Origin of the sequence: Novosphingobium sp. LASN5T, from assembly GCF_003856955.1 — a bacterium.
Taxonomy (GTDB): domain Bacteria; phylum Pseudomonadota; class Alphaproteobacteria; order Sphingomonadales; family Sphingomonadaceae; genus Novosphingobium.
On sequence record NZ_RQSI01000020.1, the window covers coordinates 50,901 to 71,765 of the forward strand.

General features: G+C 67.5%; 20 protein-coding genes. 9 read left to right on the forward strand and 11 right to left on the reverse strand.

Annotation, left to right across the window (positions count from 1 at the left end; translation table 11 throughout):
• Positions 1-88: 88 nt before the first annotated feature.
• Positions 89-697: an HNH endonuclease gene (locus tag EH199_RS14195; RefSeq protein ID WP_124809955.1), complete on the forward strand. Its 609-nt coding sequence runs from the start codon at positions 89-91 to the stop codon at positions 695-697.
• A gap of 4 nt (positions 698-701) precedes the next feature.
• Here the strand turns inward: EH199_RS14195 and EH199_RS14200 are convergent, their stop codons facing one another.
• From EH199_RS14200 to EH199_RS14215, 4 genes are all read right to left on the reverse strand, one after another.
• The gene (locus EH199_RS14200; RefSeq protein WP_124809956.1) at positions 702-1,043 is read right to left on the reverse strand and encodes a helix-turn-helix transcriptional regulator; all 342 of its coding nucleotides are present in this window, start codon (positions 1,041-1,043) and stop codon (positions 702-704) included.
• A gap of 169 nt (positions 1,044-1,212) precedes the next feature.
• Positions 1,213-1,323, reverse strand: coding sequence for a cytochrome bd-I oxidase subunit CydX (gene cydX, locus EH199_RS14205; protein WP_124809957.1), 111 nt, complete (start codon positions 1,321-1,323; stop codon positions 1,213-1,215).
• Positions 1,324-1,335: 12 nt separating this feature from the next.
• Positions 1,336-2,484 carry a cytochrome d ubiquinol oxidase subunit II gene (cydB, locus tag EH199_RS14210; RefSeq protein ID WP_124809958.1) on the reverse strand — a complete coding sequence of 383 codons (1,149 nt, stop codon included), beginning with the start codon at positions 2,482-2,484 and terminating at the stop codon, positions 1,336-1,338.
• A 12-nt stretch (positions 2,485-2,496) separates the two neighbouring features.
• Complete coding sequence (locus EH199_RS14215; protein ID WP_124809959.1) at positions 2,497-4,068, reverse strand: cytochrome ubiquinol oxidase subunit I; 1,572 nt, start codon at positions 4,066-4,068, stop codon at positions 2,497-2,499.
• A gap of 129 nt (positions 4,069-4,197) precedes the next feature.
• On the opposite strand from EH199_RS14215, the gene EH199_RS14220 reads away from it, so the two are divergent.
• Entirely contained in the window at positions 4,198-5,808 is a 1,611-nt protein-coding gene (locus EH199_RS14220) for an ATP-binding cassette domain-containing protein (protein WP_124809960.1), read from the forward strand.
• Positions 5,793-7,373 (forward strand): amino acid ABC transporter ATP-binding/permease protein, encoded by a 1,581-nt coding sequence (locus tag EH199_RS14225; RefSeq protein WP_124809961.1) that lies wholly within the window; start codon positions 5,793-5,795, stop codon positions 7,371-7,373. Before EH199_RS14220 ends, EH199_RS14225 begins: the two co-directional genes overlap by 16 nt.
• A gap of 3 nt (positions 7,374-7,376) precedes the next feature.
• On the opposite strand, the gene EH199_RS14230 is transcribed toward EH199_RS14225, so the two are convergent.
• Entirely contained in the window at positions 7,377-7,997 is a 621-nt protein-coding gene (locus tag EH199_RS14230; RefSeq protein WP_124809962.1) for a TetR/AcrR family transcriptional regulator, read from the reverse strand.
• Between the two features lie 135 nt (positions 7,998-8,132).
• On the opposite strand from EH199_RS14230, the gene EH199_RS14235 reads away from it, so the two are divergent.
• A complete protein-coding gene (locus EH199_RS14235) occupies positions 8,133-9,101 on the forward strand; it encodes an SDR family NAD(P)-dependent oxidoreductase (protein ID WP_124809963.1) in 969 nt (322 codons plus the stop codon).
• Between the two features lie 40 nt (positions 9,102-9,141).
• Here EH199_RS14235 and EH199_RS14240 read toward each other — a convergent pair whose 3' ends face one another.
• Together EH199_RS14240 and pyk are read right to left on the reverse strand one after the other, a co-directional pair.
• On the reverse strand, positions 9,142-10,770 hold the full coding sequence (locus tag EH199_RS14240) for an inorganic phosphate transporter (protein ID WP_124809988.1): 1,629 nt from the start codon (positions 10,768-10,770) through the stop codon (positions 9,142-9,144).
• 135 nt (positions 10,771-10,905) lie between these two features.
• The gene (gene pyk / locus EH199_RS14245; protein WP_124809964.1) at positions 10,906-12,372 is read right to left on the reverse strand and encodes a pyruvate kinase; all 1,467 of its coding nucleotides are present in this window, start codon (positions 12,370-12,372) and stop codon (positions 10,906-10,908) included.
• Positions 12,373-12,470: 98 nt separating this feature from the next.
• Here pyk and EH199_RS14250 point away from each other — a divergent pair, with 98 nt between their 5' ends.
• The 4 genes from EH199_RS14250 to ruvC all read left to right on the forward strand — a co-directional run bounded on the left by EH199_RS14250 (position 12,471) and on the right by ruvC (position 14,665).
• Complete coding sequence (locus EH199_RS14250) at positions 12,471-12,809, forward strand: DUF1244 domain-containing protein (RefSeq protein ID WP_124809965.1); 339 nt, start codon at positions 12,471-12,473, stop codon at positions 12,807-12,809.
• A 121-nt stretch (positions 12,810-12,930) separates the two neighbouring features.
• On the forward strand, positions 12,931-13,167 hold the full coding sequence (locus EH199_RS14255; protein ID WP_124809966.1) for a DUF2312 domain-containing protein: 237 nt from the start codon (positions 12,931-12,933) through the stop codon (positions 13,165-13,167).
• Positions 13,168-13,324: 157 nt separating this feature from the next.
• On the forward strand, positions 13,325-14,068 hold the full coding sequence (locus tag EH199_RS14260; RefSeq protein ID WP_124809967.1) for a YebC/PmpR family DNA-binding transcriptional regulator: 744 nt from the start codon (positions 13,325-13,327) through the stop codon (positions 14,066-14,068).
• Positions 14,069-14,188: 120 nt separating this feature from the next.
• Positions 14,189-14,665, forward strand: coding sequence for a crossover junction endodeoxyribonuclease RuvC (gene ruvC, locus EH199_RS14265; protein ID WP_124809968.1), 477 nt, complete (start codon positions 14,189-14,191; stop codon positions 14,663-14,665).
• 27 nt (positions 14,666-14,692) lie between these two features.
• On the opposite strand, the gene EH199_RS14270 is transcribed toward ruvC, so the two are convergent.
• The 4 genes from EH199_RS14270 to EH199_RS14290 all read right to left on the reverse strand — a co-directional run bounded on the left by EH199_RS14270 (position 14,693) and on the right by EH199_RS14290 (position 17,703).
• Positions 14,693-15,328, reverse strand: a complete 636-nt coding sequence (locus EH199_RS14270) for a hypothetical protein (RefSeq protein WP_124809969.1) — start codon at positions 15,326-15,328, stop codon at positions 14,693-14,695.
• Positions 15,329-15,411: 83 nt separating this feature from the next.
• On the reverse strand, positions 15,412-16,605 hold the full coding sequence (locus tag EH199_RS14275) for a glycosyltransferase family 1 protein (RefSeq protein ID WP_124809970.1): 1,194 nt from the start codon (positions 16,603-16,605) through the stop codon (positions 15,412-15,414).
• Between the two features lie 74 nt (positions 16,606-16,679).
• The gene (locus EH199_RS14280) at positions 16,680-17,078 is read right to left on the reverse strand and encodes a hypothetical protein (RefSeq protein ID WP_223806682.1); all 399 of its coding nucleotides are present in this window, start codon (positions 17,076-17,078) and stop codon (positions 16,680-16,682) included.
• A gap of 163 nt (positions 17,079-17,241) precedes the next feature.
• Positions 17,242-17,703, reverse strand: a complete 462-nt coding sequence (locus tag EH199_RS14290; protein WP_223806683.1) for a hypothetical protein — start codon at positions 17,701-17,703, stop codon at positions 17,242-17,244.
• A 285-nt stretch (positions 17,704-17,988) separates the two neighbouring features.
• Between EH199_RS14290 and EH199_RS14295 the strand changes: the two genes are divergently transcribed.
• Entirely contained in the window at positions 17,989-20,790 is a 2,802-nt protein-coding gene (locus EH199_RS14295) for a DUF3857 domain-containing protein (protein ID WP_124809973.1), read from the forward strand.
• Positions 20,791-20,865: the final 75 nt, after the last annotated feature.

A 20,865-nucleotide genomic window follows, 5' to 3' on the forward strand; every position in this document is an offset into this window, starting at 1 on the left:
TTCCTCCTGCTGCCGCTGCCCGCTCTGGCAGGCCCTGGTTCGCTGAACCGGAGCCGGCAAGGCAGGTTTGCGGGAGACGCGCCGGAGCATGCTTCATACCGCGTTGATAGAGCGGGCGGCTGCGGCCAGGCCCCATAGCGGCGATGCCGCGCGGAACCTGTCGGGTTGCCCCGCGCTTGTCCTCAATGCCGATTACACCCCCTTGAGCTACTATCCGCTCAGCCTGTGGCCGTGGCAGACCGCGATCAAGGCCGTGTTCCTGGAGCGGGTGGACATCATCGCCACGTATGACCGCGAGGTGCACAGCCCTTCGCTGGACATGAAGATCCCTTCCGTGATCGCGCTGCGCCAGTACGTGCGGCCCAGCGAGTTTCCGGCCTTCACCCGCTTCAACCTGTTCCTGCGCGACCGGTTCGTGTGCCAGTATTGCGGCAGCCCGGACCAGCTGACGTTCGATCACGTGGTACCCCGCCGCCTGGGCGGCCGCACCACCTGGGAAAACGTGTCGACCGCCTGTGCGCCGTGCAACCTGCGCAAGGGCGGGCGGACGCCGAAGCAGGCCCACATGCGGCTGATGGAGGAACCGATCCGGCCCACCACCTGGCAATTGCAGGAAAAGGGCCGGGCGTTCCCGCCCAACTACCTGCACGCAAGCTGGCGCGACTGGCTGTACTGGGACGTTGAACTGGAAAGCTGAAGGTTCAGGCCGCCGCCTGCCCCGCATCCCGCCCGCTGTCGCCCTGCTGATCGCAGATGATGCACAAGGCATGGATGATCGCGCGGACCACCGGGTCCTTCAGGCTGTAGAACCGGGTCTGCGCCTCGCCACGGATTGCCACCACGCCTTCCTCGCGCAGCATGGCGAGATGCTGCGACACGGCCGATTGCGACAGGCCGGTCAGCGCGACCAGCTCGTTCACCGATACCTCGCCCTCGTCCATCCGGCACAGCATGAGCAGCCGTTCGGGATGGCTCATGATCTTGAGCCGCTGGGCCATGCGGTTGGCGTTGGCCTTCAGGTCGGAGAGGTCTGCTGGCTTCATGACTTCCGTGACGTAAGTGTTTCGCGACGCCACACAAGCCCCGCCATCGGCACAAACACACCAAAATCCGCCTGATCGGTCAAAAGAAGGGGCGGGAAGCCGCACAGGCCCCCGCCCCCAGCGCGCGGGACCATGACGGTCCCGGCAGGGTCCGGATCGGTTGATCGCGTCAGATCGCGGGATCGTCGTCGATCGGCGAGTTGAATTCGTGCCACATGCCGTTGATGATGCCAAAGGCCAGCGCCAGGCCCAGGCCGAGAATCCACGAAAAATACCACATCGGTCCGTATCCTCAGTAGAAATCGGGGTTGGTGCGGACATCCTCGATCGTCACGCGGCCGAACAGCACGCTCATGACCCAGCTTGTATAGGCCAGCACGATCGGCAGGAGAATCACCGTCACCAGCAGCATGACGAACAGCGTGAGGTGGCTCGACGAGGCGTTCCACACCGTCAGGCTCGATCGCGGATCGATCGAACTGGGCAGGATGAACGGGAACATCGACAGGCCGACGGTGGCGATGATGCCCACCGTCGCCAGCGCGGACCCGATCAGGTTCAGCACGGAACTGTGCCCGCGGATGCCCGCCAGCGCGATCGCCGGACCGCCAAGGCCCAGCAGCGGCGCGACCAGCATCCAGGGATGCGCACCGTAATTGGCCAGCCATGCGCCGGGCGCCGCCGCCGCGCTGGAAAAGCGCGGATTGGAAGGCCCGGCAGCGTCGATCAACCCGTCCAGGCGGAAACCCAGTCCGCCCTTGGCCACGATCAACCCACCCGCCGCGAACAACACGATCGAGCCGATTGCCGCCCAGGTGCCGATCCGCCGCGCGCGTTCCATCACCGGGCCGTCCTCGATCTTCACCGCCAGCCAACCCGCGCCGTGGAGCACGATCATCGTCACCGACAGCAGGCCGGTGAGCAGCGTGAAGGGCGTGAACAGGCCCAGCAGCGTGCCTTCGTAGGTTACGCGCAAGTCGCTATCCAGCCGAAACGGCGCACCGGCCAGGACGTTGCCCACGGCCACGCCGAATACCAGCGCGGGCACGAAGCCGCCGATGAACAGCGCCCAGTCCCACCGCGCGCGCCAGCCCGCATCGGGCTTCTTGGAGCGGTACTTGAACGCCACCGGTCGCAGGATCAGCGACGCCAGCACCAGGAACATGGCGAGGTAGAAGCCGGAGAAGCTCACGGCGTAGACGAACGGCCAGGCGGCGAAGATCGCGCCACCGCCCAGGATCAGCCATACCTGATGGCCTTCCCAGTGCGGCGCCACCGCGTTGATGACCAGCCGGCGCTCCTCGTCGTCCTTGCCGACGAACGGCAGCAGCGCCGCCACGCCAAGGTCGTAACCGTCGGTCAGCGCGAAGCCGATCAGCAGCGTGCCCAGCAGCACCCACCAGATCAGGCGCAGCGTTTCATAGTCGAGCGGGATACCCATGCGCCTGTCTCCTTATTCCGCCGGCAGCGGCGCGAAGCCGCCGTTCATGCCGTGCTGCGCAGCCGGCGCGTGATGTTCGACCGGTCCCTTGCGGATCGACGCCAGCATCAGCCGCACCTCGATCACCGCCAGCGTGCCGTAGAGCAGCGTGAAGCCGGCGATCGTCGCCCAGACCTGCGCGACCGTCAGCGAGGATGCGCCAAGGAAGGTCGGCAGCACGCCGTCCACCGCCCACGGCTGACGGCCGATTTCCGCCAGCACCCAGCCGAACTCGATCGCCAGCCACGGCAGCGGAATGATCGCCACCGCCACGCGCAGGAACCATGTGCGGTTGAACTGGCAGACCGATGCGCACCAGAAGGCCGCCGCGAAGAAGGCGATGAAGAAGAAGCCCAGCCCCGCCATGAAGCGGAACAGCCAGAACATCACCGGCACGTTGGGCACGGTGTCCCACGCGGCCTTGAGGATCTGCGCGTCACTCGCCTGGCGCGGATCGGCCAGATGCCGCTTGAGCAGCAGGGCATAGCCGAGATCAGCCTTGTGATTCTCGAACGTTGCGCGCGCGGCGATGTCGTTCCGGTCGGCCTTCAGCTTCTCCACCGCGTCATAGGCGATCAACCCGCTGTGGATGCGCTGGTCGGCGCGCAGCACCAGTTCGTTGATGCCGGTCACCTCGCCCGTGAGGCTGCGCGTGGAGATCAGGCCGAGGACATACGGGACCTTGATGTCGAACCGCGTTTCCTGCGCCTGCATGTCGGGGATGCCGAACAGCGAGAGCCCGGCCGGCGCCGGTTCGGTGTGCCACATCGATTCGATCGCGGCGAGCTTCATCTTCTGGTTGTCGGTAAGGGCGTAACCCGATTCGTCGCCCAGCACCACGACCGACAGCGACGAGGCAAGGCCGAACGCGGCCGCCACCATCATCGACCGGCGGGCGACGTTGGTCCACTTGCCCTTGAGCAGGTACCACGCCGAAACGCCCATCACGAAGACCGAGGCGCAGACATAGCCCGCGCTGACGGTGTGGACGTACTTGGCCTGCGCCACCGGATTGAACAGCACCGTATAGAAGTCGGTCACTTCCATGCGCATCGTGTCGGGATTGAACGTCGCGCCCACCGGGTTCTGCATCCAGCCGTTGGCGATCAGGATCCACAGCGCGGAAAGGTTGGTGCCCAGCGCGGTCAGGAAGGTCACCAGCAGGTGCCCGATCTTCGACAGCCGGTCCCAGCCGAAGAACATCAGGCCCACGAACGTCGCTTCGAGGAAGAAGGCCATCAGCCCCTCGATCGCCAGTGGCGCGCCGAAGATGTCTCCAACGTAGTGGGAATAGTACGACCAGTTCGTGCCGAACTCGAATTCCATGGTAAGGCCCGTGGCCACACCCAGCACGAAATTGATTCCGAACAGCTTGCCCCAGAAGCGCGTGACGACGCGCCAGATCTCCCGCCCGGTCATCACGTAGATGCTCTCCATGATGACGAGCATGAACGAAAGGCCAAGCGTAAGCGGCACGAAAAGGAAGTGGTACATGGCCGTCAGCGCGAACTGAAGGCGGGAAAGCTCTACGACTGCCATATCCATCTGGCATGTTCCCCGTTAATTGGCCGGCAGATTGCGGGGCGGCATGGTTGGTGCCACTGGGCCGGCGCCGGAGGTTTGACTCAAACCCTTGATCAATTACAATATTTACTAATATAAGACTTTACGAATATGTCAAGCAGCGCAATTTCCCAAACGCCTGAAAGAAAACGCCGCGGCGCGGGCCGCGCCGGCGCCTGGTGGCTTCTGGACAGCGCGGGCGCAGTGGCCGTTGCCCTTGCGCTGGCCATCATCGTGGGCCGGCGGGCGGAAGGACATCATGCTTTGGTATGGGTCTTGCTCCTGCTGGCGGGTGGAGTGTTGCGCGCCTTCGCGGTCGCCCGCGCCCGCATCAGCGGGCAAATCGCCGCCAATGCGGAAAAACGAATGGTGCGTCAGGATCTGCACCGCGCGCTCCTTCCGACAAGGCTGCAACGCGCACGCCTTGTCGGCGAGGACCTACACCTCGCCGTGGACGCGGTCGATGTGACAGAAGGTCTCACCGCGCGCTTCTCCCCCTTGCGTCTGGCGGCAGCCATTTCGCCCTTTCTTATCGCGCTTGCGGCCGCGCCTGCAAGCATGATCGCCGCCGGCATCATGCTGATAACACTGGCGCCGTTCGGCCTGGCCATGGCGCTCGCCGGATCGGCCGCGCGCCGCGCCGCCGATGCCCAGCACCAGGCGCTGTCCCGGCTTTCGGGCCTGTTCGTCGACCGCGTCCGCACGCTGCCGGCGATTCTGGCGTTCGGGGCGGAGGCGCGCGTGGCCGCGCACCTGGGCACGGCGTCCGCCGATGTCGCGCGGCGCACGCTGGCCGTGCTGCGCATCGCTTTCCTGTCGAGCGCGGTGCTGGAATTCTTCGCGGCGCTCTCGGTCGCGCTGGTGGCGGTCTATTGCGGCTTTTCGCTGCTGGGCCTGCTGCCCTTTCCCGCGCCGGAAAACCTGACCCTGACGCGCGCCTTCTTCGTCCTCGCGCTCGCACCCGAGTTCTACCTGGGGATGCGCCGCCTTGCCGCCGCCTATCACGACAAGCAGACCGGCGAAGCCGCGCTGGCCGCGATCGCCGCAGAGCGCGCGCGGATGCCGGCCCCGGTGGCAACGCAGGCCATCCCCTCCGCCGCGACCGTGCTGGCCACGCGCGGGGTCGTGCTGCGCCATCCCGAAGGCGCGGCCATCGCGGTGCCCGACGCGGACTGGCGCGGCCCCGGCTTCCACGCGATCACCGGCCCCACCGGCGCCGGCAAGTCCTCCCTGCTGCTGGCGCTGATCGGCCATGTACCGGTCGAACAAGGCACCCTCACGCGCGATGGAACGCCCTTCGTGCCCGGCGCGCTCAATCCGGCCATCGGCTGGGCGGGGCAAAGCGTCGCGCTCGTGCCCGGCACCCTGCGCGACAATCTGGTGATGACCGACACGCCGCTCGACGAAGCCGCCACGCTGATCCTGCTGGGGCGGCTGGGGCTGGGCACGATGATTGGATCGCGCGGCGGGCTTGACGCGCCGCTCGACCATCGCGGCAGCGGGCTTTCGGGCGGGGAACGCCGCCGCATGGGGCTCGCCCGCGCCATCCTCAGCGGCCGCCCCATCCTGCTGCTGGACGAACCGACCGCCGATCTCGATGCCGACACCGCGCGCGCGATCCGCGCGATCCTGGCCGATCAGGCCGCGCGCCGCCTTGTCATCGCCGCCACGCACGACGCCGACCTCATCGCCATAGCGGGGTCCACATGCCGCCTCTCCTGATCGACACCTTGCTGGCCGAAGCCGCCCGGCCCCAGCGCGCCACGCTGCGCCTCGCCATACTCTGCGCCGGGCTTGCCGCCGTGGCGGGCGTGACGCTGCTGGCGCTGTCGGGCTGGTTCCTGGCGGGCGCGGCCATCGCCGGGCTGGGCGGCGTGGCGGCGGTGCAGGCGTTCAACTACCTGCTGCCAAGCGCGGCGATCCGGGGCTTGGCGATCACCCGCACCGCCACGCGCTATGGCGAGCGGCTGCTGGGCCACAAGGCCGCGCTGCTCACCCTTGCCGGCCTGCGCCCGCACCTGTTCGCCCGACTCGCCGCCGCCCGCCCCGCCGAAGCGCTGGAAACCAGCACCGGCGATCTCGCAGCCCGGCTCGGCAACGATGTCGATGCGCTGGAAGACAGCGTGATCCGCCGCGCCACCCTGCCCGCCGCGCTGGCTTCGGCCACGGTCGCGCTGGTGGCCGCGCTGGCGATGGGGCGGCCGTCCGCGCTGGCGCTGGTGCTGGGCATGGTGGCGATGCGGCTCGCCGCCCGGCGCATGGCCGCGCGCCTGTTGGCAGAACCGCTCGCCGCCAGCGCGGAAGCGCTCGCGCGGATGAAGCGCGACTATGCCGACCGCGCCACTCCTTGCGCCGACATCGCCATCTATGGCCTGGCCCCGCGCATCGCCGCGCTGACCACCGATGCCGCCGCCGGTTACGACGCGGCGCGGCTCGCTACCGTCCGCGCCGAAGCGCGCATCGGCGCGGTGCAGGCGCTGCTCGCCGTCGTGACCGTCGCCGCGATGATCGCGCTCAGCCCCGCCGGCGCGCCGCTGCTCGCGCTGGGCGCGCTCGCCGCGCTGGGCGGGCTGGAAGGCTGGGCCGCGCTGGCGCAGACCGACATACAGGCCCCGCGTGTCGATCTCGCACGCCACCGCCTTGCCAGCCTGGCCCAACACGGCCCCACGCCCAACGGCCCGGACATCAAGGGCGAAACGCTGACCATCGCCGGCGCGGCCTGCACGGGCGGCGCGCGGCTGCGCATCGCCGGACGATCGGGCGCGGGCAAGACCCGGCTGGTCGAAACGCTCGCCGGCCTGCGCGACGATGCCCCGCAGACCATGGCAATCGACGGCATACCGTTGATCGCCATCGCCCCCGAAAGCCGCCGCCCGCTGTTCGCGCTCGCCGCGCAGGACGCGCCGCTGATCGCCGGCTCCATTGCCGACAATTTGCGCCTTGCCGCGCCGGGTCTCGACGAAGCGCGCATGTGGGACGCGCTGCGCGTCGCCTGTGCCGACGACGTGGTGCGCGCACTGCCCGAAGGGCTGGACCAGTGGCTGGGCGGCGATGGCGCGCGGCTTTCGGGCGGCCAGCGCCGCCGCATAGCGCTCGCCCGCGCGCTGCTGGCCGGCCGGCCCTGGCTGGTGCTCGACGAACCGAGCGAGGGACTGGATGCGGAAACCGAGGCGCAGCTCGTCGTGCGCCTGCGCGACTGGCTCGATACGAGCGGCAGCGGCCTGATCCTCGTCAGCCACCGCCCGGCGATGGCCGCACTGGCGGAGCAGACCGTTCCGCTCGGCTGAGCCTCAGGCGCGCGGCGCGCGCAGGCCCGCGATCAGGATATCAACCATAGCGCGTGCCGCCGCCCCGCCACCGTTATCGCCCTCGTTATCGCAGGCGTCATCGCGGCCGAGGCTGGCGACCCCGCCCAGCGCGCGCAGCAGATCGAACGGATCGCCATCGAACCGCATCTCGCCCGCGTTCACCGCCCGGCCGATCAGCGCGACCATCGCCTCGCGCATCACGGCGCCCGATGCGGCATAGAGCTGGCCTGGGCCGGCCGGCATCGCGTTGAGCAGGTCGGTCATGCCCTGCTTGGTCGCCATGTAGTCCACGAAGGCCAGCATCCACGCGCGCAGCGCCAGCAGCGGTGGAAGTTCGGCGGCCAAGCGCCGCGCCGCTTCGCCAAGCTGGTCGGTCTCGTTGCGATAGACCGCCTCGATCAACGCATCGCGGGTGGGGAAATGGCGATAGAGCGTGCCGATTCCCACCCCCGCCGTGCGGGCGATCGCCTCCAGGCTCGCGTCGGCGCCCTTCGCCGCGAAGACCGCCTTGGCCGCATCCAGCAGCCGCGCGCGATTGCGGGCCGCATCGGCACGCGGCCGCCGGCCGGCTTCGGCACCGGAAACTTTTTCGACCGTCGCCACACGACGCCCCTTGATAAACGGAGGATGCCTCCGTATTAAAGCGGAGGAACCCTCCCTTTCATATACCCTCAACCGGCGGCAGGCAATGGGCCTTCTGGCGGCGGGAGCGGTGCGCCCCAGACAGGAGTCCCTTTCATGTCCCAGACCTTCGGAGCCACATCCACCACCGACGACGTGCTGGCCGGCATCGATCTTTCCGGCAAGCGCGTGCTGGTCACCGGCGTTTCCGCCGGCCTCGGCGTCGAAACCGCGCGCGCGCTGGCCGCGCATGGCGCACAGGTGGTGGGCGCCGCGCGCGATCTCGCCAAGGCCGAAGCCGCGACCGCCGTGGTGCGCGAACAGGCCGCCAACGGTGGCGGGCTCGACCTGATCGAGCTCGATCTGGCCTCGCTCGCCAGCGTCCGCGCCGCGGCCGACGCGCTCGTCGCCGATGGACGGCCGTTCGACCTCGTCATCGCCAACGCCGGCGTCATGGCCACGCCGTTGGGCAAGACGGCGGATGGCTTCGAAACCCAGTTCGGCACCAACCACCTTGGCCATTTCGTCTTCGTCAACCGCATCGCCGGGCTGATCGCGCCGGGTGGCCGCTTCGTCGCCGTCGCCTCCTCGGGCCACCGCTTCTCCGACGTCGATCTGGACGATCCCAACTTCGATCGCACGCCGTATACGCCCTTCGAAGCCTATGGCCGCTCGAAGACCGCGAACGTGCTGTTCGCGGTGGAATTCGACCGCCGCCACCGGGATCGCGGCGTGCGCGCCACCGCGCTGCATCCGGGCGGCATCAACACCGAACTGGGCCGCCATATGGGCCAGGACGCGCTCGATGCGCTGGTGGAACAGATCAACGCCGACCTGGCGACGGAAGGAAAGCCGCCCTTCGCCTGGAAGACCATTCCGCAGGGCGCGGCGACCTCGGTCTGGGCCGGCGTGGTCGCCAGTGCGGACGAGGTCGGCGGGCGCTATTGCGAGAACTGCCACGTTTCCGAAGTGACCGACGGACTCATCAGCCCGGTGTCCGAAGGCGTGCGTTCCTACGCGCTCGATCCGGACAACGCCCGCGCGCTCTGGGCGAAGAGCGAGGAAATGGTCGGCGAACGGTTCTGAAGCCGAAGGTGGCGCGGGGCTTCTCTCCCGCGCCGCCGCGCTATCCGACGAGCGCGTGGAACAGCAGGTAAAGCCCGCCCGAGAGCAGGATCGAGGCTGGCAGCGTCAGTACCCAGGCCATCAGCAGGTTGCGGATCGTGCCCATCTGCAGGCCCGACCGGTTGGCCGCCATCGTGCCCGCCACGCCGGAGGAGAGGACGTGCGTGGTCGAAACCGGCAGGCCCAGCATGTCCGCGCCGGCGATCGTGCCCATGGCGACGAGTTCGGCCGAGGCACCCTGCGCATAGGTCAGGTGCGATTTGCCGATCTTTTCGCCCACCGTCACCACGATGCGCTTCCAGCCGACCATGGTGCCCAGCCCCAGCGCCACGGCGACAGCCACTTTCACCCAGGTCGGGATGAAGCGGGTGCCAGCGTCGAGCGAGCCCTTGTAGGCGGACAGCGCCTTGGCGCTCGCTTCGGGCAGGGCGGCCTTCTTGTCCTTGCCCAGCCAGCGGATCGCCTCCGAAGCGAGGTACATGTCGTTGCGGATGTTGCCCACGGCAGCGGCCGGCACCTTGGCCAGCGAACCGTATTCGCTGACCTGCGTGTCGACATCGCGGATCAGCACGCCCAGCGCCGGCAGCGTGGCGGGCGTGAACTTGCGGTCGGCGATGTAACGCGTGATGGCCTCGCGGGCCTGTGCGGGCGTGGTGCCGGCCGTGGTCCCGGAAGCGCCGGGCGCACCCAGCACGCCGGCGGCGGCCACGGTATTGGCATGGAACTCCGCCATGTAGCGATCGGGCACCGCGCGGTTCAGCGCATAGGCGGTGGGCACCGTGCCGATCAGGATCAGCATGATCAGGCCCATGCCCTTCTGCCCGTCGTTCGACCCGTGCGCGAAGCTGACGCCGGTGCAGGTGAAGATCAGCAGCCCGCGAATCCACCACGGCGGCGGCACGCCGTCCTTCGGTTCGGCATAGAGCGCGCGGTTGCGCACCAGCACTTTCATCGCCAGCAGCAGCAGCGCGGCCACGCCGAAGCCGATCAGCGGAGACAGCAGCAGCGCCTGGCCGATCTCGGTCGCCTTGCCCCAGTCCACGCCCGAGGTGCCGCTCTTGCCATGCAGCAGCGCATTGGCGACGCCGACGCCGATGATCGAGCCGATGAGCGTGTGCGAGCTGGACGACGGCAGGCCGAACCACCACGTCGCGAGGTTCCATACGATCGCCGCGATCAGCAGCGCGAACACCATCGCGAAACCGGCGTTGGACCCCACCTTGAGGATCAGTTCCACCGGCAGCAGCGAAACGATGCCGAAGGCGACCGCGCCGGAAGACAGCAGCACGCCCAGGAAATTGAAGAAGCCGGACCACACCACCGCCGCGTGCGCGGGCATGGCGTTGGTGTAGATCACCGTCGCCACCGCGTTCGCGGTATCGTGGAAGCCGTTCACGAATTCGAAGCCCAGCGCGATCAGCAGGGCCACGAACAGCAGCACGAACGGCAGGTAGGTCGTCGGCTGCACGCCCGAGGCCGCGGCGTCGGAATAGATGCTCCAGGCGACATAGGCGACGGCCGCAGCGATCGCGCCGACGAAGGCGATCATCCCCACCCGGCCCAGGCCGCGGTCAAGATCGGGCCGCCCGGCCGGCTTGGAACCGCCGACGCCGGAAGCGGCGCCGGACATGGTAATCGATGCGTTCATGAAACCCGAATCTGTGGCCCTGAGCATTCTTGCTCAGACTTGCCGTAGGCGCGCCACATGACACTTTTGTTTCAATGTTACAGCGCCCCCGCCGCGCGGAGACCCGATCGTCACCGGTCAGGTGTCGGGCTGCTCGCCGTGCCGCGTCAGTTCGTCCCCCGTCAGCGTCACCACGTGCAGCAGGTTGGTCGCGCCCGGCGTGCCGAAGGGAACGCCGGCCAGCGTCACCAGCCTGGCACCGGCCGTGCCGAAGCCGTGGCGCAGCGCCATGCGCTTGCCCTTGGCGATCATCTCCTCGAAGCTGCCGATGTCGCGCGTGGTCACGGCGTGCGCGCCCCACAGCAGGCCCAGCTTGCGCGCGGTCTTCACCGACGGCGTCAGCACCAGCATCGGCACCGCCGGCCGCTCGCGCGCGACGCGGCGCGCGGTCGATCCCGATCCCGTGAACACGATGATGCCCGAGATCGGCAGCGTATCGGCAATGCTGGCGCAGGCTTGCGACAGGGCGTCTGCCGTCGTCGGATCGGGCAGGGTCTCGATGAAATGGACGCGCGCGGCATAGCCGCGATCGGCTTCCACTTGCGCGGCGATGCGGTGCATGATCGTCACCGCTTCCTCCGGCCAGGCGCCGGCGGCGGTTTCGGCCGAGAGCATCACCGCGTCCGCGCCGTCATAGACCGCGTTGGCCACGTCGGAAACTTCGGCGCGCGTCGGCGTCGGGGTTTCGATCATCGATTCGAGCATCTGCGTGGCGACGACCACCGGCTTGCCCTGCCGCCGCGCGAATTCGACGATGCGCTTCTGCAGCGGCGGCACTTCCTCGGGGTTCAGCTCCACGCCCAGATCGCCGCGCGCCACCATGATGCCGTCGGAAAGCTCGATGATCTCCTCCAGCCGCGAAATCGCCGCCGGCTTCTCGATCTTGGCCATCAGCGAACCGTATCCGCCCATCAGGCGGCGCGCCTCGGCCACGTCCTCGGGCCGCTGCACGAACGACAGCGCGATCCAGTCCGCGCCGTGCTCCACCGCGAAGGCCAGATCGCGGCGGTCCTTGTCGGTCAGCGCCGGCACCGGCACCACCGCATCGGGTACGTTCACGCCCTTGCGGTCGGAAATCACCCCGCCGACCTCGGCCGAACACAGGATCTCGTCCTTGTCCGCGCGGATCACGCGCAACCTCAGCTTGCCGTCGTCGATCAGCAGGCGCTGGCCTTTTTCGAGGATGCCGAACAGTTCGGGATGCGGCAGGCAGACGCGCGTCTCGTCGCCCGGTTCGGGATTGCGGTCCAGGGTGAAGTGGCCCGAATGGCGGATCACCGCGCGGCCTTCGCGGAACGTGCCCACGCGCAGCTTCGGCCCCTGCAGGTCGCACAGGATCGTGATCGGCCGGTTGACCTTCTTTTCCAGCGCGCGGATCGAGGCGATCGTTTCGGCGTGGGTGGCGTGATCGCCATGGCTCATGTTGACGCGGAAGGCGTCGGCGCCGGCACGGAACAGCTTTTCGAGCATCTCGGGCGCGCGGCTGGCCGGGCCTACCGTCGCCAGAATCTTCACCTTGCGGCCCCGGGGATCATGTTTCGCCACGCGTGGCTCCCTAGTTTTTGCGGCCCTTACGGAAAGCGCCTCTTCAACGGCCCCGGCCTATGGCCTATGCGACGGGAAAACCCAAGGGAATGATTGCCATGGATACGAATGCGACACCCGGTGCCGGCGATACCCCCGCCGATGCGCTCGATGCCCTGCCCGATGCGGTGGCCGCCGCCGCGTTCCGCCGCCTGGTGCGCCATCTGCGCCACCGCCACGATGCGCAGAACATCGACCTGATGGGCCTGGCCGGCTTCTGCCGCAACTGTCTGGCCGACTGGATCAACGAAGCCGGCGCCGGGCTGGACAAGACCGCCGCGCGCGAAGCGATCCACGGCCTGCCCGCCGCCGAATGGAAGGCCCGCTTCCAGACCGAGGCGACGCCCGAACAGCTGGCGCGCATGGAGGAAAGCATGAAGAAGAACGCCGGACGCTGACGATCCGCCGATAGTTCCGCCGCCAGCGGAGAGGATTTCCACAGCCGCCGCTTTGCGCGAACCGGCGCGCCCGCTATCAGCGCGGCCGACCGATTCACCATAACCCTTGCGGAGTTTCCCGATGGCCGAAGCCGCCGATGATCGCCTGCGCCTCCTGATCGAGCGCATCGAACGCCTTGAAGAAGAAAAGAAGGGCATCGGCGACGACATCAAGGATGTCTACAACGAAGCCAAGGCCGTGGGCTACGACGCCAAGATCATGCGCCAGATCGTACGCCTGCGGAAGATGAAGCCCGACGACCGCCGCGAGATGGAAATGGTTCTCGAAACCTACAAGACCGCGCTGGGCCTGGGCTGACCCCGAACCGACGCGGAACCACCGCGCGCGCAAACACCGACAACAGCGGGAATTCCGGGGGCGGTTGCTATCGCCCCCCCGCGCGGTGTAAGGCGCGCGCAACCGGGGCGCCGAGGATGCCGGAAGCTCCGCAACTCGCAGACTTCCGAAGGTTCCCATGGCAGGCCATTCCAAATTCAAGAACATCATGCACCGCAAGGGCGCGCAGGACAAGAAGCGCTCTGCCCAGTTCTCCAAGCTCAGCCGCGAAATCACCGTCGCGGCCAAGATGGGCATGCCCGATCCGGACATGAACCCGCGCCTGCGCGCCGCGGTCAACGCCGCCAAGGCGCAGTCGATGCCCAAGGACAACATCCAGCGCGCGATCGACAAGGCCAGCAAGGGCGATGCGGAGAACTACGAGGAAATCCGCTATGAGGGCTACGGCCCCGGCGGCGTCGCGCTGATCGTCGAGGCGCTGACCGACAACCGCAACCGCACCGCCACCAACGTCCGCACCGCCTTCGCCAAGAACGGCGGCAACCTGGGCGCCAGCGGCGCGGTCAGCCACGGCTTCGAACGGCTCGGCCTGATCGAATACCCCGGCAAGGCCGGCGACGAGGAAAAGGTGCTCGAAGCCGCGATCGAGGCCGGCGCCGACGATGTCGAGAGCGACGAGGAATCGCATTCGATCTGGGTGGCGGTGGAAAACCTCCACGAAGTGGCGCGCGAGCTGGAAAAGACGCTGGGCGAAGCCGAAGGCGTGAAGCTGGCATGGCGGCCCAACCTCAAGACCGAGGTTTCCGCCGACGACGCCGCCACGCTGCTCAAGCTGATCGACGTGCTGGACGACGACGACGACGTGCAGACCGTGTGGGGCAACTACGAAATCCCCGACGAAGTAATGGAAAAGCTTGGGTGATGGAAAAGCTGGCCTGATGCATCTCCCCTCCCGCCTGCGGGAGGGGTCGGGGGTGGGCCTTGCGGGGGGCGGCGCCGGACCTTCCCACCCATTGGCCTCCCGTCTGCGGAAGGGGCAGGAATGATCATCCTCGGCATCGATCCCGGCCTCACCTGCACCGGCTGGGGCGTGGTGGCCAAGGCGGGCAGCCGGCTGAGCCACATCGCCAACGGCCAGATCCGCACCGATGCCAAGGCCAGCATGGCCGAACGGCTGGTGGAGCTGGACGCCGCGCTGACCGATGTGATCCTGGCCCACCGCCCCGATACCGGCGCGGTCGAGGAAGTCTTCGTCAACGTGAACCCGCAATCGACGCTGAAGCTGGGGCAAGCACGCGGCGTCGCCATGCTTTCGGTGGCGCGCGCGGGCATTCCGGTGGCGGAATACCCCACCAAGGTGATCAAGAAAGCGCTGGTCGGCACCGGCGGCGCGGAAAAGCTGCAGGTTCAGGCGATGCTGAAAGTGCTGCTCCCCGGCGTGAAACTGGCCGGCGAGGACGCGGCGGACGCGCTCGCCGTGGCGATCACCCACGCCAACATGCTGGGCAGCCACCGATAGGGTAGCGCGGGAAGATTTGGCGGGAGGCTACAGCGGAGGGCTAGACAGAATGGGCAACGCCAAAGCATCTCGGCGTCTGGCAATCAGCGAATTTATCATGTCTCGGAAATCGGATGGCTGATCAAGAAGTGCGGCCATTCTGCCTGCCGCTTGCACTAAAACCGAGTCCGGTGAAGCGAACCCATTCAAAACATGCGTAAACATTTCGCTCGCCTCAGCGCTTAACCCAGCAACGCCTGCTGCGATACCTGCGTTGTAGGCCATCCATCCGCCGGTGGAACTGCGGCGCTCTTCTTCCACGAGAATTGCCGCCGTTGCGGACAGGGAGCGGAAAGAGTCGGTCAACTTGACTGCCTCTGCAGCAGCACGTCGTGCAAGATAGACCGCAGCTTCAGCAAACTGCTCGTCCGACGCGTATGCGATATGCTCTTCCACGCGACCGCCGAAATCAAAGCTGAGGTGATCATTCAACGACCAAAACCAATGGGCTGCGACGTTGAGGTAACTGCCCTTGCTCCAAGAGCTTGGTTGGAATTCAACAACCGTTGCCCACCAGAAATGATCTGCGATCCAAATACGGGAGCGACCTTTTCGAACAAATCCTATCGACCCAAGTTCCTGCTTGGCGGCACTGGCGATCAGTTTGTCATGTGCGCGTTGCATGATCTCAATCTGGCAAACTCAAGATCCCTACGCAAAGTCCCCTCCTCCCGCCGCACATCCCGCGCGGCCGGGGACCTGCCGCCCTACCGCCGCTTCGCCTTGCCCTTCTGCCGGATCAGCCGCAGGTAGGTATCGGCCACCGCCTGGTTGATGCGGTCCCAGCTGAACTCCAGGCTGCGCGCCTCGCCCGCTGCGCCGTGGCGCGCGCGCAGGTCGGCGTCCTCGACATAGGCGCGCAGGGCCTCGGCGAACTGGCGCACCGCGCCGGGGGCGATCAGCCGGCCGGAAACGCCGTCGTCGACCAGGCTCTGGCTGCCCGTGGCCGCCGCAGCGACCACCGGCACGCCGCAGGCCATCGCCTCCAGCGTGACGTTGCCGAATGTCTCGGTGATGGACGGGTTGAACAGTACGTCCATGCTGGCGACCGCGCGGCCAAGGTCCGCGCCGCCCTGGAAGCCGGTGAACACCGCTTGCGGCAACCGTTCGGTGAACCAGTCGTGCGCCGGCCCTTCTCCTACCACCATCACCCGGTGCGCCACGCCGCGCCGGGCAAGCTGGTCGATCGAATCCGAAAAGACGTCCAGCCCCTTTTCCATGACCAGGCGGCCGAGGAAGCCGATCACCACCTCGTCATCGGCGATGCCCAGGCTTTGCCGCCAGGCGGTATCGCGGCGGCCAGGATGGAAGACATCGCGGTCCACCCCGCGCGACCAGATGTCGATGTCGTAGTTCATGCGCTGCGCGCGCAGCACTTGCGCCATCGATTCGGACGGCGCGACCAGCGCATCGCAACGGCGATAGAAACGGCGCAGCACGGCCTCGAGCACCGGTTCCAGGAACGCCATGTTGTAATAGCGGGGGTAGGTCTCGAACCGGGTGTGGACCGAGGCGAGGATCGGCAGGCGGTGCCGGCGCGCCCAGCTGACCGCGCGGTGGCCGGCGATGTCGGGCGAGGAAACGTGGACCACATGCGGCGCGAACGTGGCCAGATCGCGCCGCACACGCGGGCTGAGCGCGATTGGCAGGCGGTATTCCGCGCGGCCGGGAATGGCGATGGAAGGCACCCCGACCAGCTTACCCTTGGACGGGAACGCGGGGTTGGCCACCTTGGGCGCATAGACGCGCACTTGCGCGCCCTGGCGCTGGAGATAGCCGACCAGCCGGTTCAGCGCCTGGTTGGCGCCATCGCGGACATAGTTGTAGTTGCCGCTAAACAGCGCCACGCGCAGCCCTTGGGTCGTGGCGGGCAAGGACCCAGTATCGGTGGAGTCGACCATCGCGTCCCCTTAGCCGCCCCTTTCGTGCTTGGCGAGTACACGAAAGGTAGCGGCCGAGGCAAACCGCGGTGCCTTTACCAGCCGCGGCGGTATCCGTGGTGCCAGCCGCCGTGCCAGCCCCAGCCGCCGCGATAGACCACCACGGGCGGCGGGGGCGGCGGCGCGTAATAGTAGCTGCGCGGATAGACCGGATAGGCGGGATAGACCGGCGCCGGATAGGCAGGATAGGCCCGGTACGCCGGGTAGTCGGCATAATAGCCGCGATCATAGTAGCGGTCGCGGTGGTTCGACGCGATGGCCGCGCCGACCGCCAGGCCGACGATGCCGCCCGCGATCGCCGCGCCGGTGCTGTCACCACCACGATGGCCATAATAGGGGCCGCCGTAGTAGGGGCGTGCCTGCGCCGGAGCCGCGGCCGCCAGCGCGGTGGCCGCCAGCGTCATCGCAACGATGCCTTTCTTGAGATGGTTCACGACTGTTCTCCTCATCCGCCGTGTCGGTCCCTGGCACGGACTGTTGCCTTTTCATCTGCCCGGCTCGCGCTGAACGGAGCCTGAAAAATCCCGTCACACGGCGTTATCGGGGCACGATCCGTCGCAAAACGGGACGGGGTCGCCCCCGTCCCGTCCCCCCGGATCAGTTGCCGTAGGGATAGCCACGCGGATCGCCGCGATAGCCCTCCCGGTAGTCGCCGCCGTAGCCGTTGTTGTAACCCTGGTTGTTGTAGCCGTCGCGCCCGTAGTAGCCGTTGTCGTTGTACCCGCGGCGGGCGTAATAGCCCTCTTCATCGCAGGGCCGGCCGTTCTGGTCATAGCGACGACCGTCACGGTCCCAGTAGTATCCGTCGCGCCAGGTCCAGCCGCGATCGCGGTAGCGGTCGTGCTTGTTGCTGTTGGCGCTCGAGGCGATCAGCGCGCCGATGGCGATGCCGACGATCCCGCCGACGATCGCGGCGCCGGTGGCGTCCCCACCACCGCGATGATAACCGCCGCCATAGCCACCGCCGTAATAGGGCCGGGCCGAGGCCGGCGCGACGCTGGCAAACGTGGTGGCGGCCAGCGCGGTGGCGAGGATCGCCTTCTTCGCGAATTGCATCATGAGCGTTCTCCCGGAACGGTCCCTGGAAAGCCCCGTGCCTTCCCCGATGTGCCGCCGTGAGAAGCGGTCTAGGCGATTCGCGCTGAACGAAACCGGAAAGGAACTGGCAGCTTTTGTTCAGGTTCATTCCGGGTTTGATGAACAAATATGCGACCTCGGGGAGCGGCGGAAACTGTGTGCGTTTTGGCGGTACGGGTTGCGTTGCCGCAAATAATTCGCCCTACTTCAACACGCTGACGCGGGTCCGCCAATGGCGCACGCTCGCTGATACGGGGGCAAAGACGCATGGGCAGAATCGATTTGGCGGGTGTTTCGGCCATGGCGGCCGTGCTGCTGGCGCAACCCGCCGCAGCCGGCGAAACGCCGCTGTATCAACCTTCGCCCGCCTGGATTCACCCGGTTTCGCTGCCCGCCACGCTGGCCAGCGACAGTGCGTTCGCGCCGCTTTACGATTGGCAGGTGCGGATCGCCGATGGCCGGGTGTGGAGCTATTTCGACATCACGGTCAAGATGACCAACGCCGAAACGATCGCCAGCAACTCCACGCTCGCGCTGCCGTGGCTGCCGGACAAGGGCGATCTCATCGTTCACGAAGTAGCGATCATCCGCAACGGCGCGACGATCGATCTGCTCAAGGACGGCAAGCGGTTCGACGTCCTGCGGCGTGAACAGCAGCTGGAACAGCGCCAGATCACCGGTCTCCTGACCGCCACGATGGAGCCTGAGGGCCTCCAGATCGGCGATACCCTGCACGTGCGCGCGTCCGTTACCACGCTGGACAAGGCGCTGGGCGATCGTGCGCAGTGGCAGGCGCCGCTGATCGCGCTGCCCGCCAAAACCAGCGGCGCGACGATGGCGTTGAGCTTCCCGTCCAAACGGCCGCCGCACTGGCAGATCGTGGGCGCCACCCCGCAAACCACCACGGTCACGCGCGATGGCTTCACCACCGTATCCGTGGCGCTGCCCACACCGAAGAAACCCGAGATGCCCGGCGACGCGCCCCTGCGCTTCCGCCAGCCGGCTTTCATCGAAGCCTCCGATTTCGCGTCCTGGCGCGAAGTCTCGAAAGTCATGAGCCCGCTGTTCACCACGGAGGGGAAGATCGAGAAGGACGGCGCGCTGGCGGCGGAAATCGAAACGATCCGCAAGGCAAGCGCCGACCCGCTGACGCAGGCCGCCCTGGCGCTGCGCAGCGTGCAGGACAAGATCCGCTATGTCGCCGTCCAGATGAACGGCGGCAATTACGTTCCGCAGGCGCCGGAGCGGACCTGGTCGATCCGGTACGGCGATTGCAAGGCCAAGACGCTGCTGCTGCTGGCCATGCTGCGCGCGCTGCAGATCGATGCCGAACCGGTTCTGGCCAGCGCGACGATGGACGATCTGGTGCCGCAGCACCTGCCTTCGGCGGGGGCGTTCGACCATGTGTTCGTGCGCGCGCGGATCGGCGGACGGTCGGTCTGGCTGGATGGCACCGACACGGGAACCCGCCTGCCCGATCTCGGCGATACGCCGGCGATGCGGCAGGTGTTGCCGCTGCGTGCCGAAGGGGCGGACCTGGAAACGATCCAGCGCACCGCACCCGCGCGCGCCTCGGTCGATATCACGCTGGACATCGATGAAAGCACCAGCACCGATTTGCCCTCGCTCACCCGGATCAACGCCGTTTTCCGGGGCGGCACGGCCACGCTGCTGAATACGGCCAAGGAACAATTGGGCCCAAAGGAACACGAACAGTTCCTCGAAAACATGCTGCAGCGGCTGCTTGGCGAGGGGCAGTTCATCGATCTGGCCACGAAGCCCGATGCGGATGGCGGGACGGTGGCCGTTTCCGGCAAGGCCGTGTTCACCACGCCCTGGACGACCGAGGATCACCTGCGCAAGCGGCAGGTCGCGCGCCTGACCGGGGGCCTTGAATTCACCCCGGATCGCGCGCGCACGTCGTGGACGAACATCCCGGTCACGACCGACGCACCGGATCGCATCCACTACACGGCCCGCATCCACTTGCCGGAAGAGGGCCGGGGCCTGACGGTAGAAGGCGAACGTCCTCTCGATACCGAGGTGGCGGGGCAGCATCTGGAGCGCCATCTCTCGCGGGACGGCGCCTTGCTGACTCTGGACGAAACGCTGACCACAACCGGCGCGGAAGTGGCACCCTCCGCCATCCCCGGCGAACGGGACCGGGCCGCGTCCATCAATGCGCAGGCGCCACGGCTGATCGCGCCACGCGATACGCGGCGGCGCTGGCAGTTGACGGACGCGGTGGCGCGCGGATCGTCCCAGATCGCGGGCATCAACGCGCTCTATGAACGCGCGATCGCCACCGCGGAGCCGGACAATACGGTGCCCTGGAGCAATCGCGCGAACTATCGCAAGCGCATCGGCGAATGGAAGGGGGCCATCGCCGACCTTGCCCACGTGATCGCCGCGCACCCGTCGGTCGACGATTATCTCGAGCGCGCCGACGTCTATGATACCATCGGCGATTATGCCGCGGCCGAGAAGGATGCCGATGCGGCGCGGGCGCTCGATCCCTCCTCGATCGCCGCGATCGGCCGGTTCGCCTACTACGCCGCGAAACAGGGCAAGCTGGACAACGCGCTGGCCGTGCTGGACGAAAAGATCGCGCTCGGCGGCCAGACGCGCTTCGATTACCAGCTCTCGCGCGCGCAGATTCTCGGCGAGTTCGGCGATCCGGCGGCCGCGATCGGGCAATACGACGCGCTGATCGTGCAGAAGCCGGGCAAGCCCAGCCTGCTGAACGGGCGCTGCTGGACCAAGGCGCTGCGGCAGGTGCAGATCGACACCGCGCTGAAGGATTGCACCAGCGCGATCGAACTGAGCGACGACACCTCGGAAATCCTCGACAGCCGCGCGGTTACCTGGCTTCGTCTCGGCAAGCTCACCGAGGCACTGGCGGATATCGATGCCGCGCTCGTCCAGTCGCCCGGCCTCGCGCAGAGCCGCTACATCCGCAGCCTGATCCTGCGACAGCTGGGGCGCGGCGCCGAAGCCGACAGCGAACGCGAACAGGCGCTGCGCATCCTGCCCATGGTCGAAAAGGAGTACCGGCGCTACGCGCTGTAAGGGAGCGCCCGATAGCCCATGAAAAAGGCGGCGGGGCCGATGCCCCGCCGCCTTTTTCGTGTTCCGATGGCCGGG